Raw genomic sequence first — 17,083 nt, forward strand, 5'->3', positions numbered from 1 at the left:
TTAACTTGGTTAATTAATATCAAAGATAATTAAAATGGATAATATTGTTATTATAAATGCAAAGCAAAACAATCTAAAGAATATATCGCTCCATATTCCTAAAAGAAAAATCATTGTTTTCACAGGTGTATCCGGTTCGGGAAAGTCATCTTTGGTATTTGAAACAATTGGCGCAGAAGCACAGCGGCAGTTTAACGAAACTCAGGCCAGTTTTATCCGAAACCGCTTACAGCATATCGGTGTCCCCGAAGTGGATAAGATTGAACATTTGAATGTACCTATTATTATCAATCAGAAGAGACTAGGAGGAAACGCCCGCTCTACCGTAGGTACAGCCACGGATATCTATAGTTCACTACGGTTGCTTTTTTCAAGAATGGGTACTCCATTTGTAGGATATTCCAATGTGTTTTCATTTAACAACCCGCTTGGCATGTGCCGGGAATGTGAAGGCCTCGGTTTTGTACAGACAATTGACATTACCCAGCTCTTGAATATGGAAAAATCTTTGAATGAAGGTGCAATAACATTTCCGACATTTCAGCCTGGCGGCTGGCGTTTAACGCGATATACCTTATCTGGATACTTTGACAATGATAAGAAATTAAAAGATTATGACAAATCCGAGCTGGAGATGCTCCTAAATGCAGTGGAACATAAGCCCAAATCTCCAGACAAACAGTGGGGAAAGACAGTGAAATATGAAGGCCTGATTCCGCGTATAGAAAAAGCATTTTTAAAAAAAGATTCGAGGGAGAACAGGACTCGTAAAGAAGCTCTCAAAGGTATCATAATTAAAAAAAGCTGCCCTGCATGTAGTGGTAAAAGACTAAATAGTAAGGTGCTATCGTGTAAAATATTAGGTAAAAGTATCGCAGATTGTGCATCGCTATCAGTGGACGAGCTGCTCGATTTTGTGGGTATGATAAATTCCAAAACCTATGGTGTTTTATTAGACGAACTGAGGAAAAAATTGCAACATATAATCGATATCGGCCTCCAGTACCTGACTTTAGATCGACGGACAGATACCTTATCCGGAGGGGAATCGCAACGCATCAAGATGGTACGTAATCTCGGTAATAGTTTAACTGATTTACTCTATATTTTTGATGAACCTAGTATTGGTCTCCATCCTAAAGATCTGCAAAATATCGCGACCATTATTCAACAGATCAAAGAAAAGGGCAATACCGTAATTATTGTAGAACACGATCCGGATCTCATCCGAATTGCAGATTGGATTATCGATATGGGGCCAGAATCCGGAAAATCGGGCGGTGAAATAGTCTACGAAGGTGAGTTTGAAGGACTTCAATATTCAAAAGGAAAAACGGGATCTTATTTTAGCCAAAGTTTTGATTTTAATCAGCATCCACGTCAAGCCCAAGGTTACCTGGAGATTAAAAACGCGAGTTTACATAATTTGAAGAATATCCATGTGAAGATACCAAAACAGGTACTATCGGTGGTTACAGGTGTTGCCGGTTCAGGTAAGAGTACGCTGATCAATAAAATTTTGCCCATATATTATCCAGAGGTGACCGTCGTTGATCAGGCGTTATTTGCTTCCAGCGCGCGCTCAAATCTACTTACCTATCTTAATTTATCAGATATTATCAGGAAACTTTTTTCAAAGGCCAATAATGTATCTGATAAACTGTTCAGTAGAAATAGTTTAGGTGCATGCGAAAATTGCAAGGGCTTAGGGCTTGAGCGAATTGATCTGGCTTTTATGGATGATATTGAGCAGGTCTGTGAGCGCTGTCATGGATCAGGATTTACGCCCAAGATACTAGATTATGATTATAAAGGCAAAAATATAGTCGATATAATGCATATGACGGTTGCAGAGGCAGCTGTATTTTTTCCGGAGGAGCCTTTCTATGGGGTATTTAACATGTTATCTCGTCTAGGCCTCGGTTATCTCAGCTTAGGACAGCGCTTGGATAGTTTTTCCGGTGGTGAACGTCAGCGCTTGAAACTGACACGGGAACTCAACCACAGTGACGGCATTATCGTTCTCGATGAGCCAAGTACGGGATTGCATCCATCGGATACCCAAAAGCTACTGGACTTTATAGACAGATTGGTGGAAAATAAGAATACTGTTATTGTGATCGAACATAATCTTGATATTATTGCCCAGGCGGATTGGATTATAGATATTGGTCCCGGAGCTGGTAAATATGGTGGTAAGCTGCTCTTCGAAGGAACTGTGGCCCATCTATTGAGGGATAAGACGTCACCGACGGCGGTATATCTAAGAAAACATTTAAAAATGGCCTAGCATCTAAAGGCTAGCCCATACTGCTGTACTTGGTTAGAATTTTCATTCTTCATTTAAAAATTGGAGGACAGAAAATAGGCCATAATATTACAAATCAATTCTGTAATTATGTAACGATATCCTCCAGGTTTGTAGCCAAATTTGTAATGTAAGATTAAAACATACAGATATGGCTACAAATAATTATAACGAGACAATTTATATTCCTTTGGAAGATGTGGACAGCGAACACTGTGCATTAATTGTTGAAAAAGAACTGGCCCAAATAAAAGGGATAGAAAGCCACAAAGTTGAGCTGAATAATCATAGGGCGGCTATTACGGTCAAAAATAATGAGGTTGTAGCCAGTGCGGTGAAAGCGGTAAAGGATCTTGGCTATGGCGTGTCTACAGTAGTTAAAACATTTCCTGTCCTGGGAATGACTTGTGCTTCTTGTGCAGGCAGTGCAGAGAGTATGGTAAAATACGAACCAGGTGTAGTGAATGCATCCGTAAATTTTGCAACCGGAAACTTGACCGTAGAATATCTTCCGAATATCACTGATGCGACCAAAATCCAAAAAGCAGTGCAGGCCGGGGGGTACGATCTGTTAGTGGAAGACGAAGCAACACAACAGGAAACTTTGGAATCTATCCACGCTGAAAAATTCAGGGCCCTTAAAACCAAAACAATCTGGGCGATTATCCTTTCTCTGCCTGTGGTGGTGATCGGTATGTTTTTTATGGATATGCCTTATGCGAATCCAATCATGTGGTTTTTTGCAACACCTGTGGTACTCTGGTTAGGTAAGGACTTTTTTATCAATGCGTGGAAACAAGCCAAACATCGATCCGCAAATATGGATACGCTGGTGGCATTGAGCACGGGAATCGCCTATATATTCAGTGTTTTCAATATGTTATTTGCCGATTTCTGGCATCAGCGTGGTCTGCATGCGCATGTCTATTTCGAAGCTGCTGCAGTGGTTATCGCTTTTATTTTGTTAGGGAAATTATTGGAGGAAAAAGCAAAAGGTAACACCTCTTCGGCTATAAAAAAGTTGATGGGACTACAGCCCAAAACAGTAGTAGTCATACAAGCCGATGGGTCTGAACGCGAGGTCGCTATAGAAGCCGTAAAAGCCGGAGACATTATTCTGGTCAAACCCGGAGAGAAAATTGCCGTGGATGGGATGGTCATTTGGGGCGACTCCTATGTGGATGAAAGCATGTTGAGCGGCGAACCTGTTCCCGTACTAAAAAAAGAAAATGAGAAGGTCTTTGCCGGAACGATTAATCAAAAAGGTAGCTTCCGATTCAGCGCAGTTAAAGTCGGTAAGGAGACGATGCTGGCGCAGATCATTAAGATGGTACAAGATGCGCAGGGCAGCAAGGCTCCGGTGCAGAAAATGGTTGATAAGATTGCTGGAATATTTGTTCCGGTAGTGATTGGTATTGCCATATTGACTTTTGCATTGTGGGTTATCCTGGGCGGCGATAATGCGGTGGTACAGGGGCTGCTCGCTGCAGTGACGGTATTGGTCATTGCCTGTCCTTGTGCGCTAGGACTAGCAACACCGACTGCGATCATGGTCGGTGTAGGTAAAGGAGCAGAGCATGGTATCCTGATCAAAGATGCCGAGAGCTTAGAACTTGCCAAGCGTGTAAATGCCATTGTATTGGATAAGACCGGTACCATTACCGAAGGTAGGCCACAGGTGACAGGTATCCGCTGGTTGAACGAAGATGACAGCCCGAGCGCGATATTATTGAGTATAGAGAAACAATCGGAACATCCGCTTGCAGAAGCAGTAGTCAACCACCTTAGTGCTGTATCGGCGACATCAATATCGGGATTTGATAGTATTACCGGTAAGGGCGCAAAAGCCAATCATGGTTCGGACACCTACTATGTAGGTAACAGAAAACTTTTGATGGAAAATGGAATCGCTGTGGCAGAGCAATTGCAACAGCAGGCAACAGCATGGAGCGCAGCCGCAAAAACGGTTATCTGGTTTGCTAACAGTACCCAAGCATTAGCGGTCATCGCGATTGCTGATAAAATTAAAGACAGCTCGGTGTTGGCGATACAAGAAATGCAGGAAATGGGTATTGAACTCTATATGCTCACTGGTGATAATGAATCTACAGCCAAAGCTATTGCAGAACAAACGGGCATTAAGCATTATAAAGCCGAAGTAATGCCCCAGCAGAAAGCGGATTTTGTGAAAGAACTCCAGCAACGCGGAAAGGTGGTGGCGATGGTTGGCGATGGTATCAATGATAGCACTGCGCTGGCAACAGCAGATGTCAGTATCGCGATGGGGAAAGGAAGTGATATCGCTATGGATGTTGCAAAAATGACCATTATCTCCTCGGATTTGACTAAAATACCGCAAGCGATCCGGCTATCCAAACAAACGGTGGCCACCATCAGACAAAATCTGTTCTGGGCGTTTATATACAATGTCATCGGTATTCCGGTTGCTGCAGGTATACTTTTCCCAATTAATGGTTTTCTTTTGAATCCCATGCTCGCTGGAGCGGCAATGGCCTTGAGTAGCGTTAGTGTCGTCAGCAATAGCTTACGTTTAAAATGGAAAAAATAGATAAGTAATCATAAATAATAACATTAAAATTCAATAACATGGAAAACAAAAATATTCAATTCAAAACAAACCTCAACTGTGGAGGTTGTGTATCAAAAGTGAGTGCGGATCTAGACAATGCCGCTGGGATCTGCGAATGGAGCGTGGATACGTCAAACAGCGATAAAATTCTATCAGTGAAATCGAACGGTATCTCTGAAGAGGAAGTCATTGAAATCATTAAAAGAAAAGGTTTCATAGCCGCACCTCTTGTTGAATAAATTGAGCGCAGGAATCAGAAAAAGTCGTCGCGGATAAGGGACGACTTTCTCGCTTGTATGCATATTGCTATGCAGGGAGCTGCTATTCAAAACGTATAAACATTTGATCAAAATTGATCGTCATTTTGCTAAATTGACGGATTAAATCTTGACCAATATTGCCGTAAACTGTCTCTTTATCAATTTTCGCCGTGAGTAAACTGACATTTTTAAGTGAAATGGACCTGCCCATGACTTGAAAGACAGGATCAATCTTAAATCCGCTATATTCGGTTGTTCCGCCAGCACCGCCCATTCTAATCTTTGTCGTAGTATACTGCTGATCAAATTTCTTTTTAGATTGCTCGTAGAAGGCTGCATAAAGTATTGTTTGCTCGGCTCCGGTATCAAATGTAAAATGTTGCCCCTCGATATTAATAAGTGGTGATAGGCCGTTAATGGCTAAATTGGATAATGTATCGTTTTTTGTTTCAACTTTAGGGACGATAAAATAGTCGTCCTGTGTAAGTTGCACTTCCCTGAGTGCCTCTATAACGGGATATCCCAATATACCGTTAATCTGGTAATTAAGCTGAGGGAAATGAAGCGCGCTGTCAGCAAAAACCAGGAAGATAACGTTCTCAATAGTGATATTACCTAAATTCAGTTTTTTACAGACCGCGAGGTCGGCCTTGATGGAAATCCCGGTAATCGCGTCAACAGCTATATTGGCCGGGATAATTTGCATATTTAAACGCTTGGCATTAGAAAGGGAGACAGTGGATAAATTGGCCCCTGTATCAAAAATAAAGTTTGTACGGACAGCATTGATGTCTACGGGTAGGTTTTTTAATCCTGCTTTATCTCTTTCTATTTTGATACGTGTGTCGGAATGAATAACGGTTTTTTGCGGATTTACAGCGGCTAGGGCTGTCCAGATTTTTAGGTTATTTTCCAGGTCAGCCTTTTCATCCGTAGAAAGCTGTTGCTTGAATTTATTGATTATTTTCAATACAACCTGTTGTGCTTGTTTATAGTCGTGTAGTTTAACAAAATTGTCTTCTTGGACGCGGTATATTTTTAGTATTAGGGAATCAGGTTGTGAAGATCCGGACTGAAAAAATGTGTTGATCTTCTGATTGGATATCATCGGTTTGTTGAATGCATTGTTGAGAAATATGAGGATAATATTTTGTTTTTCAGTGTCTATATGTTTGCTGTATGATTCGAAAAGATCCCGCGCACGAAAAAAGTTTTTAAGTTTAATTTGCTCATAAACCTTATCAAACATCGTGGGCCTATTTTGACTAAAGCTTGTCAGGGCAAAAAGTATCATTAGGCAGCAGAGCACAATATTTTTTTTGAGTGGTATAGCCAATCTGTTCATAAAGAGATCCTATTGGGTTTGATATCGTTAAAGATAAGGATTGGTCTTTAAAAACAAATAAAATAATACAAGTTGCTTGTGTCCTTGCACAAATAAGCTTATTTTAGCCATTAATGGGCAGAAGTTAAATCTAGTATTCTCAGCAGCTATGGGCAACACCTTACTATTCTCTTTAATGTTTATTCTTGTATTGTTTACATCCTTCCAATAAAAAATGGAACCAAAGCGCTGACAGAAGGGGCGATTTCTGGGCTTTGAGACAGCCTCAATATTCACCTGTGGGAGAGCTTAGGGTAAATAAATCGTAACTAGGTTTTGTTTTTGCGTATAAATATTTAAAATATAGAAACTTATATATGTTATAATGAATATAAAATTTAATAGGATTATTACAGGTTTTGGGCTTTTTATTATTACAGTAAGTATTTTGACTGCCTGTGGAAACGCCATAAAAGTTAACAAACCCAAAGTGGAAGAAGAGCAAGGTGTTAAAGAAGTTGAGGCCCCTAAGGTTGCTGACCTTTCCTTTAAGGATAAAGCCGGTAATGTGGTTACGCTGAGTGCATTGAAAGGAAAAGTTGTTTTTATCAATTTTTGGGCAACCTGGTGTCCGCCATGTATACATGAAATGCCGTCCATCAACACATTAAGGCAAGGATTCAAAGACAATAAAAATATTGAATTCATCATGGTGGATGTAGACAATGACATTGATCAATCGACTGCATTTATGACGGAGAATAAATATGATTTACCGTTATATACAGCGGCTGGAGAGATACCTCCAGAATTTTTAGGTGGATCCATTCCAACAACAGTTATCCTGGATAAAAATGGAAAAATTGTAGAACGCCTGGAAGGTAGCAGAGATTATGCTGCACCTGAGATTGCTAAAGCTTTAGAAGAACTGACAAAAGCAAATTAAGGTTATTAAAGCATTGTGCAACTCGCAAGCAAAAAAAGAGCTAGATAGGTTTAAAGCCTATTTAGCTCTTTTTGTAATTCTTGACTTAGGATACTGCTGCAACAGCCTCTTTGATCAATGCTGTAATTTCGTTTGGATGGGTTGCTAGTGAAGCGTGACTGGTCGGTAAATGAATAATTTTTCGCGCATTAATTCGTTCGGCCATTTCTTGTTGAGTCGCTGGCGGTATCATATTGTCTTCGTCCGATACCTGATACCAGCTGGGTTTAGTTTTCCACGCTGGTTCACCTGCCTCTGCGGCGAAAATGCTTCCATGTGTCGGTTTCTGTGCCAAAGCCATCGTGACCGCCTCTTTGTCGTCTAAATCTTGAGCGAAGCTTTCGTGGAATTTATCATAGTTGATCCATATAAATCCTTTTTTATCTGGAACAAGGTTTGCTGCACCGGATGGCTGTTCTCTACGGCCGAAGATGCCACCCAAGCTTTCGCCTTTGTCTGGTGCGAAGGCTGCGATATACACCAATCCGACAACTTTTTCGTGATGTCCAGCGGCGGATATTACTGCACCACCATAAGAGTGACCCACCAAAATAACCTTACCAGCTTGCAGGTCGATCAAATCTTTGGTCTTTTGGATATCGTCTTCGGCAGATGTCAATGGATTTTGTACGCTTCGTACCGTATATCCTTCCGCATGAAGATTCGTAATAACATGTCTCCAATGGGATCCGTCTCCCCAGGCTCCATGGACTAAAATAATTGTTACATTCTGATTTTCCATATGTGTTGAAGTTTATAGGATAAAGATATGTTTAAGTTGTTATTAAAGACATTAACTTAAGTTAACGTTTTAAAATTCGCCGTCGGATTCTACTCAATGAGGGTGGCTTAACACCGAGATAACTGGCAATATGCTTTTGGGCCACGAGCTGAAATATCTGTGCATTTTCGGTCAGTAGATTATTATAACGTATTTCTGGTGAGTAATATAACAACTCTTCAATTCTCTTTTTTGCCCCGAGATAAATAACTTCGGTCATCTTTCGTCCAAATTCTTGCCAATAAACATCCTTTTGATAGAGTTTTTGAAGGTCATTTTTGTGAAGAAGTATTACTTCAGCATCTGATACCGCTTTAATATTCATACGAGACTTGGTATCACAAAGAATACTTTCGTAATCGGTAAAAAAGTTATTGTCGAAATGGAAATTGAAGGTTACATCTTCTCCGCTATCATTGATATAAAAGGTCCGCATAAAACCGGTTTTTAAAAAACCTAGGTATTGGCATTTTTCGCCTTCTTTCAAAAAAAAATCTGATTTTTTATAGGTTGCAAGTTTGAGATAACTACAAAATTCAGCATAGTGTTCTTCATCGACCAAAAATAAAGGTCCAAACTTAGTGTATTCGTTTACAATCTCAATCATAGCTGATAATAATTTTAAGCCAAAAATAATTTTGTATTAAAATTATTGAAAACTTTTAATAGTATGTCGTAGTATTGAATCTTATGTCTTCTTTTAGTTGACTATAAAAAATATTACCTTCGTAATACATCACAATAATAGTAATATGTCTGAATTCAAAGAGCATACAGCAATAAAAACTACTTATTTCAGTATTGTCGGAAATGCAATGTTAGCTTTGCTGAAGTGGTTGGCCGGTTTTTTTGGGAATTCATATGCACTTATAGCAGATGCTATTGAATCCACAGCTGATATTTTTTCTTCCTTTTTAGTGCTCCTTGGATTAAAATATGCGCAGCGGCCTGCGGATGAAAATCATCCTTATGGACATGGAAGGGTAGAACCGCTGATTACTTTTATCGTTGTAGGTTTTCTCATTGTTTCAGCGACGATTATTGCCTATGAAAGCATCGAAAATATTGGGACACCTCATGAATTGCCTAAACCATGGACATTAATCGTCTTAGGGGGGATTATTATATGGAAGGAATGTTCCTATAGAATCGTTATGAAAAAGAGCCGTGAGACCAATAGTTCTTCGCTGAAAGCGGATGCATGGCATCATCGAAGCGATGCGATTACCTCAGTGGCCGCTTTTATTGGTATATCTATCGCTTTAGTATTAGGTAAAGGGTATGAAAATGCGGATGATTATGCAGCGCTATTTGCAGCTGGCTTTATTTTATATAATTGTTATCATATTTTTAGACCTGCTCTTGGTGAGATCATGGATGAAAATGTTTACGAAGAAGTTATTGACGATATCCGGAAGTATGCGTTGGAGGTCACGGGTATAGAAGCTACGGAAAAATGCTACGTGCGCAAATCGGGTACAAAATACCACGTTGACCTACATGCTATTGTGGATAGTGAAATTACCGTGAGAGAGGGGCATACGTTGGCTCATCAGCTTAAAGACCATCTGACTGAACATATACCTGATCTCGGTCATGTGATGATTCATATCGAACCGAGCGCATACACAAATTGAAATGCTAGGCTTGATGGGAGCCACATATTCGTAACCTGTCGCGAACCATCCCAAGAGCATTGGGATGGTTTTTGTATAAAACGCAGTTATTTTTGTCTTATAATTTCAGGTTACTCAATAAGCACATATTACAGGTTGTCATCAGCGGATAACATTTCAATCTGCCATCTGATGTGATCTATTGTAATCGGATATTCGACATCATGTGCAAGATTCTCATAGATGGCGTTGAATAACAGATTGTAATCTCCTTTATGTGGGGCGGGGTAAGAAATATGTTTTTGATTTGTGCTATCTACAGTCACTAGCTTACCCGCACTGCCATTTGGTTCAACTCCGTAGGCCAGATTATCGGGAAGCATGCCATCTATTAGTTGCTGCTCTTGTACATCAGCCATCGTTTTTATAAAACTACCTTTCGTACCATGTACAATAAAAGCGGGTAGAGGCTCGGCCACAGCGAGACTCCCTGTTAGAAATACGTTCAGCTCATCGGGATAACGTAAATGATAATGGAAGTAATCCGCAACTTGGGAGCCAGGTCGATTAACTGCCGTTGTTTTACTGAATTTTAATGGTTTTCCAAAGAGTGAAATTGCCTGATCAATAATATGTGGGCCTAGATCGTATGTAAGTCCACTTGAGATGTACTGGTTATTTTCCTTGAAATATTTTTGGCCTAATTCTATTTTATAACGGTCGAAGCGAAAAGACACTTCTGTTAACTTGCCAAGATCGCCACTTTCTATCACTTTCTTTACATCGAGAAAATGGCTATCATAACGTCTGTTTTGATAGAAGAAAATGCGCTGTCCGGTTTTTTTACTGGTTTCGGAAAGTTGGTTGAACTGTGCTATATTTTCAACTACGGGTTTCTCGATCAGGACATGTTTTCCTGCTTTTAAAGCCTCTGTCGCAAGCTCGAAATGTGTATGATTCGGTGTGTTTACAATGACAAGTGTTATTGTGTCGTCTGCCAATAATTGAGCCACGGTATCATAACTTTTGATTTCGGGATAAAGTTCCTGCGCTATTTTCTGTGTGCGCTCGACAACGGCAACTAAGTTAAAATGCGGATTGCAGTGGATGAAAGGCGCGTGGAAGACACGTCCCGACATACCAAAGCTTAAAATTCCGGTATTGATCTTCGTATTTTTCATTTGTATCTGATCTGGTTGATGCAAGATTATTTGCTGTTGAACATTCTTCTACAATCAATTCTACTAACTGTCAGACCCAGGAAAGGTCAGGTATAAATATAAGCATATCGCGCTTTTATTTTATGGATTCTACTAAATATATACTGATTTCTTTCAGAAAATCACATTATGGCAGTTTTTTTCCAGCCTATGAATTTATGTGGTACGCTTTTTCATTAAAGCTGTTGTACAGAATATTAAGGATTATGTTAGATGCTACGGTACAAAAGGACATCTTGCATGAACTTGCCACAGCGCGTATTCAAGGAGTAGCCTTTCGCGGGCAAATCCACACGACTTCAGAGAATACTTATTGGTAAAAATTATACAGAAAGAGCGTTTAAATGAAAAGCGGTCGAATAAAATTATGGAAGGTAGAAGAATAAAAAAGGGCAAACCAATATATTTTGATTTGCCCTTTTGGGTAAGTAATCGGGCTCGAACCGACGACCCCTAGAACCACAATCTAGTGCTCTAACCAACTGAGCTATACCTACCGTGATTTTGATGATACAAAAGTACGATTAAACCCTATTCCCTCCAAATATTTGAATAAAAAAAAACCGCGGTTAAGGCCAACTGGGTGAAGATTAGTTTATTAAATTTTAATAAAAAACGATGCTAATGGTTTAATAATCCCGATTTGAGAATTTTATTGAAATTAGGCGCATGGTTTGTTGGATTATGAAATTAAAATGCATAAAAAAAGCAATCGTCCAATTTGGGCGATTGCTTTTTTTATACGGTTTTTCGCTGTATTAAATCATTTCAACGCTTCTTTTTACAAACGATGTTAGATCCGCACCTGATAACAACCCTCTCGATAAGAGCGCTAAATCGAAAGCTTGTTTCGCCAATTTCGCACTTTCTTCATCAGAAGAAGATAAAATTCTTTTGATTAAAGGGTGATTACCATTTACCGTTACTTTATAATTATCCGGCAATGAACCATAAAAATTCATACCACCGCCAGTTTTTGCCATATCTTTCATACGGCGCATAAACTCATCTATGGTAACGGATACAGGTAGGTCATTTTCACGGAGAGCATCTACCTCAACTTTCATATCCTGACGAGCGATCGCTTTTTCAAAAACTTCCAAAGTTTTTTTGGACTCTTCTTCAGATAATGAAAGTTCGATCTTTTCATCTTTTTGAATAAGTTTATCAATTACGTCTGCATCTACACGTTTAAGTTGAACTTTTTCGCCACCCTTTTGCTCCAAGTAAGATGTAAAATGTGTGTCGAGCGGTCCATCGAGTACCAGTACATCATATCCTTTGTTTAACGCCGTTTGAATAAAGCCATCTTGCTGTGCAGGATCATGTGTATATAGGTAAATGATGTTACCGTCTTTATCAACTTGGATATCTTTTACCTTTTCATAATATTCCTTTATGGTAAAGCTCTCATTACCGGTATTTTTTACCAAACAGAAGTCACTAGCTTTCTCTGCGAACTTTTCATCGCTTAGCATACCATATTTGATAAACAAGCCGATATCTGTCCATTTCTCCTCAAAGCCTTTACGGTCAGTTTTGAATATTTCATTTAATTTATCAGCCACTTTTTTGGTGATGTAGCTATTGATCTTCTTGACATTGCTGTCGGCCTGCAAGAAAGAGCGCGATACATTTAATGGGATATCCGGTGAATCAATTACCCCGTGAAGCAACATCAGGAATTCAGGTACGATATCTTTTACTTCATCCGTGATAAATACCTGACGTGAGTAAAGCTTGATCTTGTTGCGTTGGATCTCAAGCTCATTTTTCACTTTAGGGAAGTAAAGTATACCCGTCAGATTAAATGGATAGTCTACATTAAGGTGGATCCAAAATAATGGTTCATCCATGGAATATGGATATAGTTCGCGGTAAAATGCGAGATAATCCTCATCTTTTAATTCGGAAGGAGCCTTCGTCCATGCTGGATTTGTATTGTTGATGATATTGTCAACTTCTACAGATTTATATTTTGGTTTACCCTCCTCATCTTCTCCATCTGGCTCAGAGCTTGTCTTTGTGCCAAAACGAATAGGGATCGGAAGGAACTTTGCATATTTATCTAAGATATCCTGTAGACGTGCTTGGCTCAAAAACTCAGTGGACTCGTCATTGACATGCAGAATAACATCTGTACCACGTGTTGTTCTAGTTCCTGTAGAAATTTCATATGAGGTACTGCCGTCACATGTCCAATGTGCTGGTTCGGCTCCATCCTGATAAGATAGGGATTGAATTTCTACCGTGTCAGCCACCATAAATGCGGAATAGAAACCTAAACCAAAGCGACCGATAATTTCGTTTGCATCATTGGCTTCCTTGAATTTCTCCATGAACTCTGTTGCACCAGAAAAGGCGATTTGATTAATATATTTTTTGATTTCCTCGGCAGTCATACCAATACCGTTGTCCGAAATCGTAATGGTTTTTGCCGCCTCATCAAACTTGACGTCTACGATTAATTCACCTGTTTCGCCATTGTATTGCCCCAAAGATGCCAAACGTTTGATCTTTTGGGAAGCATCAACTGCATTAGATACCAGTTCGCGCAAGAAAATCTCATTATCTGAGTATAAGAATTTTTTGATTACGGGAAATATGTTCTCCGTGTGGATTGAAATACTACCTTTTTCTGGATTCATAATTTTATGTCGATATTTAATTTTATGATTTTGTTGATGAGTGTACAATCCGTGTTCCAAATGGCGATAGTAGGACAGGATGGCAGAAATTCATTCATTTTGTCATAAACGTTCAATAATACGGAAGTCACCGAATTCGAATCACTGTCAAGCAGCTGATTTAAATAGGAAAAGATATTGAAGCTCACGTGAGAAGTAAGCAAATATGGAGTATTTGATCAAAAACAGAACGGTTTTGATTTACAAATAGCTTAATTTAATTCTGGGCTGCGTGGAAAATTTGCGACATGGGCGTATTTTGGCCCAAGGCCGATAATGGCATCTTTCCAAAGCAGTTCACCATTTCCTTCAAAAATAATATCATGATGGTATTTATTTTGAACGGCCCAACTATTTCCCTTAATTTCATTGTCCAATTGACCACTCGACCAACCGGAATAGCCAATGAAAAACTTAATTTCATCATATTTAATCTGATCCTGCCGAATGGCGTCAATAAGCTTTTCTTCATCACCACCAAAATAAAGATTCGGTGCCACTTCTTCGCCGCTCAGTAGAAGATCAAATCGGCTGTGTACAAAGAAAAGACTTTCTTGTGCCACCGGTCCGCCAAGATAGATCGGGAAAGTACAGGCTGGTATTGGCTCCAATAATTGGCCAATTTGAACATTGGTCTTATTATTCAGTACAAAACCCAGACTTCCCTCCGTGTTATGGTCGCATAACAGGATAACAGACCTTAAAAACCGGGGATCCAGCATAAATGGCTCCGAGATTAATAAACTTCCTTTTTGTGGATCTAATTCGTTAAACATAGGATACAGAATTAAGTGTACATTGTAAATAAATCCTTTTTTATTTAACGTATGCGAGATCTATGCCAAAAAAAACGTTTTTGGTAATTTCTACTAAGTTTATAGAGAAAAAGCAATGATTTTAGTAAGTTTGTACGAATATAAAAATAGATTTCTATGTCCATTCAACATAAAGATATTGCAGCGATCAGACAAGATTACGTATTGGGTAACCTCTCTGAATCGGATGTGGATCATGATCCCATCCGCCAGTTCAAAAAGTGGTTTGATGAGGCAATACATAGTGAGGTGATTGAACCCAATGCGATGGTATTGTCCACGGTGTCGTCACAACATTTGCCTTCATCAAGGATTGTGTTATTAAAAGATATTTCAGATGGTGGCTTAGTGTTCTTTACCAATTATGAAAGTCGGAAAGGAGAGGATATAAAAGACAATCCGCATGCGGCGCTTTTATTTTTCTGGCCCGAGTTACAACGACAAATCCGCATTGAAGGAGTTATTGAATTTGTGAATGAATCGGATTCGGATGAATATTTTCAATCGCGTCCCAAAGGTAGTCGCATAGGTGCTTTAGCATCACCGCAGAGTCGTGAGATCCCAAACCGGAATTTTCTGGAGAGTAGAGTCGAAGAACTTTTGGATCAATATGGCAATGATGAGCTTATCCCCAGGCCAGCACATTGGGGGGGGTATAATTTAAAACCCATCTATTTCGAATTTTGGCAGGGGCGTGCTAGTCGTCTTCACGACCGCATCGTCTATAAAAAGGTATCAGATTCTTGGAAAATCACGCGTCTAGCTCCATAATATGACATTTGAAGAGATTAAATTACAACTGGTTTCCTCATTGGGAGATTCAATAATAATGAAAGAGGAGGTTGCGGGCCTACAGCCAGCTTTGTTTATCCATACAAAGGACCTAATTTCTGTATGCTCATTTCTTAAGGATGCTGAAGGTCTTTATTTTGACTTTTTGAGCAATATTACAGCAGTAGATTATGAAGATCACTTTACAGTTGTCTATCACCTGAGTTCCCTACCTTATCAACATACACTGGTTTTAAAAGTGGAACTGGAGGGCAACCGTTCATTGGATGAGTTACCTGAAATTCCATCGGTTACTTCAATTTGGCGTACGGCGGACTGGCACGAAAGGGAAGCTTTTGATCTGATGGGGATTTATTTCGCTGGACATCCCGACCTGCGACGGATTCTCCTGCCCGATGATTGGGAGGGGTATCCACTTCGAAAGGACTATCAGGAGGCTGAGAAATATCATGGCATTAACATAAATTGATCTGTATGGCAAATCCAAAGTATAAAGAGGCATTAGATCGTTATGAAAGGCATCTTACGGAAATTTCAGCGCAGGAGATGGTCTTGAATATGGGGCCGCAGCACCCTTCAACACATGGTGTATTGCGTTTGCAGTTGATCACGGACGGCGAAATTGTCAAGGAAGTCGTTCCGCATCTGGGCTATTTGCACCGATGCTTTGACAAGCACGCTGAGTCTCTAAACTATGCGAAGACAATTCCATTTACCGATCGACTAGATTATTTGGCATCAATGAACAATAGTCATGCATTTGTCATGGGGGTGGAGCGCATGTTGGGGCTAGATAGTAAAATTCCCAAAAGAATAGAATATATTCGGGTATTGGTCTGCGAACTCAATCGTATTGCATCACACCTGATTGCAATCGGTACCTACGGTATCGACATTGGTGCTACAACTCCCTTTCTATGGTGTTTTAGAGATCGCGAACATATTATGAATATGTTGGAATGGGCATCCGGATCGCGTATGTTATATAATTACATCTGGGTCGGTGGTCTTTTTTATGACCTTCCTGTTGGTTTTGAAGCGCGTTGTGCAGAATTTATTAACTATTTTAAACCGAAATTGGTTGAATTGGATCAGATACTGACACAGAATCAGATATTTATATCTAGGACTGCGAATATCGGTGTCTTACCTGCTGATGTTGCTATCAATTATGGTGTTTCCGGTCCGATGTTGCGCGCATCTGGCATTAAATGGGATTTGAGGCGAATTGATGGCTATTCCGTTTATCCGGAGATAGACTTTGAGATTCCAGTGGGAAAAGGGGGGATGGGTAGCGTGGGAGATTGCTGGGATCGCTATAAAGTTAGGGTAGATGAAGTGCATGAGTCCGTTCGTATCGTTGAACAATGTCTTGAGCGGCTACAGAAAGATTTTAAACGCACTCCGGATTTTGATCCCCGCGCGCTCGTTCCAAAAAAAGTGAATTTAAAAGCACAGGATTACTATGTGCGTGCAGAAAATCCGAAGGGCGAACTCGGTTTTTATTTTGTAACCAAAGAAAAATCTGATATTCCTTTACGCGTAAAATCACGCGGGCCAAGTTTCAACAACCTTTCCGTGATTTCCGAGTTAGGAAAAGGGGTGTTAATTGCTGATCTTATCGCCATACTGGGATCAATTGATATTGTTCTCGGAGAAGTCGATCGATAAAATTGCAGAATTATGCATACTGTCAAATGGTTTT

15 protein-coding genes and 1 tRNA gene are annotated in these 17,083 nt (G+C 39.8%); 9 read left to right on the plus strand and 7 right to left on the minus strand.

Features of this window, described 5'->3' with window-relative positions:
- Window positions 1-34: 34 nt before the first annotated feature.
- From BWD42_RS03650 to BWD42_RS03660, 3 genes are all read left to right on the plus strand, one after another.
- Window positions 35-2,290, plus strand: coding sequence for an ATP-binding cassette domain-containing protein (locus BWD42_RS03650; RefSeq protein ID WP_077433225.1), 2,256 nt, complete (start codon window positions 35-37; stop codon window positions 2,288-2,290).
- Window positions 2,291-2,459: 169 nt separating this feature from the next.
- A complete protein-coding gene (locus BWD42_RS03655) occupies window positions 2,460-4,877 on the plus strand; it encodes a heavy metal translocating P-type ATPase (protein WP_077433227.1) in 2,418 nt (805 codons plus the stop codon).
- A 38-nt stretch (window positions 4,878-4,915) separates the two neighbouring features.
- A complete protein-coding gene (locus tag BWD42_RS03660; RefSeq protein ID WP_077433229.1) occupies window positions 4,916-5,137 on the plus strand; it encodes a hypothetical protein in 222 nt (73 codons plus the stop codon).
- Between the two features lie 82 nt (window positions 5,138-5,219).
- Here BWD42_RS03660 and BWD42_RS03665 read toward each other — a convergent pair whose 3' ends face one another.
- Window positions 5,220-6,503, minus strand: coding sequence for a pepsin/retropepsin-like aspartic protease family protein (locus BWD42_RS03665; RefSeq protein ID WP_077433232.1), 1,284 nt, complete (start codon window positions 6,501-6,503; stop codon window positions 5,220-5,222).
- 364 nt (window positions 6,504-6,867) lie between these two features.
- On the opposite strand from BWD42_RS03665, the gene BWD42_RS03670 reads away from it, so the two are divergent.
- Complete coding sequence (locus tag BWD42_RS03670) at window positions 6,868-7,428, plus strand: TlpA family protein disulfide reductase (protein ID WP_077433234.1); 561 nt, start codon at window positions 6,868-6,870, stop codon at window positions 7,426-7,428.
- An 85-nt stretch (window positions 7,429-7,513) separates the two neighbouring features.
- Here the strand turns inward: BWD42_RS03670 and BWD42_RS03675 are convergent, their stop codons facing one another.
- Window positions 7,514-8,209 carry an alpha/beta fold hydrolase gene (locus BWD42_RS03675; RefSeq protein WP_077433236.1) on the minus strand — a complete coding sequence of 232 codons (696 nt, stop codon included), beginning with the start codon at window positions 8,207-8,209 and terminating at the stop codon, window positions 7,514-7,516.
- A gap of 61 nt (window positions 8,210-8,270) precedes the next feature.
- Window positions 8,271-8,855: a Crp/Fnr family transcriptional regulator gene (locus tag BWD42_RS03680; protein ID WP_077433238.1), complete on the minus strand. Its 585-nt coding sequence runs from the start codon at window positions 8,853-8,855 to the stop codon at window positions 8,271-8,273.
- A 145-nt stretch (window positions 8,856-9,000) separates the two neighbouring features.
- Between BWD42_RS03680 and BWD42_RS03685 the strand changes: the two genes are divergently transcribed.
- Window positions 9,001-9,885: a cation diffusion facilitator family transporter gene (locus BWD42_RS03685; RefSeq protein WP_077433240.1), complete on the plus strand. Its 885-nt coding sequence runs from the start codon at window positions 9,001-9,003 to the stop codon at window positions 9,883-9,885.
- Window positions 9,886-10,013: 128 nt separating this feature from the next.
- Here BWD42_RS03685 and BWD42_RS03690 read toward each other — a convergent pair whose 3' ends face one another.
- A complete protein-coding gene (locus BWD42_RS03690) occupies window positions 10,014-11,045 on the minus strand; it encodes a Gfo/Idh/MocA family oxidoreductase (protein WP_077433242.1) in 1,032 nt (343 codons plus the stop codon).
- A gap of 122 nt (window positions 11,046-11,167) precedes the next feature.
- Between BWD42_RS03690 and BWD42_RS03695 the strand changes: the two genes are divergently transcribed.
- Complete coding sequence (locus BWD42_RS03695) at window positions 11,168-11,404, plus strand: hypothetical protein (RefSeq protein ID WP_077433244.1); 237 nt, start codon at window positions 11,168-11,170, stop codon at window positions 11,402-11,404.
- A 103-nt stretch (window positions 11,405-11,507) separates the two neighbouring features.
- On the opposite strand, the gene BWD42_RS03700 is transcribed toward BWD42_RS03695, so the two are convergent.
- The 3 genes from BWD42_RS03700 to BWD42_RS03715 form a co-directional block, all read right to left on the minus strand.
- Window positions 11,508-11,581, minus strand: a tRNA-His gene (locus tag BWD42_RS03700).
- Window positions 11,582-11,842: 261 nt separating this feature from the next.
- A complete protein-coding gene (htpG, locus tag BWD42_RS03705; protein ID WP_077433246.1) occupies window positions 11,843-13,732 on the minus strand; it encodes a molecular chaperone HtpG in 1,890 nt (629 codons plus the stop codon).
- A 251-nt stretch (window positions 13,733-13,983) separates the two neighbouring features.
- The gene (locus tag BWD42_RS03715; RefSeq protein WP_077433250.1) at window positions 13,984-14,547 is read right to left on the minus strand and encodes a YqgE/AlgH family protein; all 564 of its coding nucleotides are present in this window, start codon (window positions 14,545-14,547) and stop codon (window positions 13,984-13,986) included.
- A gap of 156 nt (window positions 14,548-14,703) precedes the next feature.
- Between BWD42_RS03715 and pdxH the strand changes: the two genes are divergently transcribed.
- From pdxH to BWD42_RS03730, 3 genes are read left to right on the plus strand one after another with little or no spacing between them, the layout of a single operon-like run.
- Window positions 14,704-15,357, plus strand: coding sequence for a pyridoxamine 5'-phosphate oxidase (gene pdxH, locus BWD42_RS03720; RefSeq protein WP_077433252.1), 654 nt, complete (start codon window positions 14,704-14,706; stop codon window positions 15,355-15,357).
- Between the two features lies 1 nt (window position 15,358).
- A complete protein-coding gene (locus BWD42_RS03725) occupies window positions 15,359-15,847 on the plus strand; it encodes an NADH-quinone oxidoreductase subunit C (RefSeq protein ID WP_077433254.1) in 489 nt (162 codons plus the stop codon).
- A 5-nt stretch (window positions 15,848-15,852) separates the two neighbouring features.
- Window positions 15,853-17,049: an NADH-quinone oxidoreductase subunit D gene (locus tag BWD42_RS03730; RefSeq protein ID WP_077433256.1), complete on the plus strand. Its 1,197-nt coding sequence runs from the start codon at window positions 15,853-15,855 to the stop codon at window positions 17,047-17,049.
- Window positions 17,050-17,083 lie beyond the last annotated feature (34 nt).

Origin of the sequence: Sphingobacterium sp. CZ-UAM, assembly GCF_002000245.1 — a bacterium.
GTDB lineage: Bacteria > Bacteroidota > Bacteroidia > Sphingobacteriales > Sphingobacteriaceae > Sphingobacterium.

Coding starts and splice junctions, on each gene's coding strand:
- BWD42_RS03650 (WP_077433225.1), top strand. CDS start 35: ATGGATAATATTGTTATTATAAATGCAAAGCAAAACAATCTAAAGAAT.
- BWD42_RS03655 (WP_077433227.1), top strand. CDS start 2,460: ATGGCTACAAATAATTATAACGAGACAATTTATATTCCTTTGGAAGAT.
- BWD42_RS03660 (WP_077433229.1), top strand. CDS start 4,916: ATGGAAAACAAAAATATTCAATTCAAAACAAACCTCAACTGTGGAGGT.
- BWD42_RS03665 (WP_077433232.1), bottom strand. CDS start 6,503: ATGAACAGATTGGCTATACCACTCAAAAAAAATATTGTGCTCTGCTGC.
- BWD42_RS03670 (WP_077433234.1), top strand. CDS start 6,868: ATGAATATAAAATTTAATAGGATTATTACAGGTTTTGGGCTTTTTATT.
- BWD42_RS03675 (WP_077433236.1), bottom strand. CDS start 8,209: ATGGAAAATCAGAATGTAACAATTATTTTAGTCCATGGAGCCTGGGGA.
- BWD42_RS03680 (WP_077433238.1), bottom strand. CDS start 8,855: ATGATTGAGATTGTAAACGAATACACTAAGTTTGGACCTTTATTTTTG.
- BWD42_RS03685 (WP_077433240.1), top strand. CDS start 9,001: ATGTCTGAATTCAAAGAGCATACAGCAATAAAAACTACTTATTTCAGT.
- BWD42_RS03690 (WP_077433242.1), bottom strand. CDS start 11,045: ATGAAAAATACGAAGATCAATACCGGAATTTTAAGCTTTGGTATGTCG.
- BWD42_RS03695 (WP_077433244.1), top strand. CDS start 11,168: ATGGATTCTACTAAATATATACTGATTTCTTTCAGAAAATCACATTAT.
- htpG (WP_077433246.1), bottom strand. CDS start 13,732: ATGAATCCAGAAAAAGGTAGTATTTCAATCCACACGGAGAACATATTT.
- BWD42_RS03715 (WP_077433250.1), bottom strand. CDS start 14,547: ATGTTTAACGAATTAGATCCACAAAAAGGAAGTTTATTAATCTCGGAG.
- pdxH (WP_077433252.1), top strand. CDS start 14,704: ATGTCCATTCAACATAAAGATATTGCAGCGATCAGACAAGATTACGTA.
- BWD42_RS03725 (WP_077433254.1), top strand. CDS start 15,359: ATGACATTTGAAGAGATTAAATTACAACTGGTTTCCTCATTGGGAGAT.
- BWD42_RS03730 (WP_077433256.1), top strand. CDS start 15,853: ATGGCAAATCCAAAGTATAAAGAGGCATTAGATCGTTATGAAAGGCAT.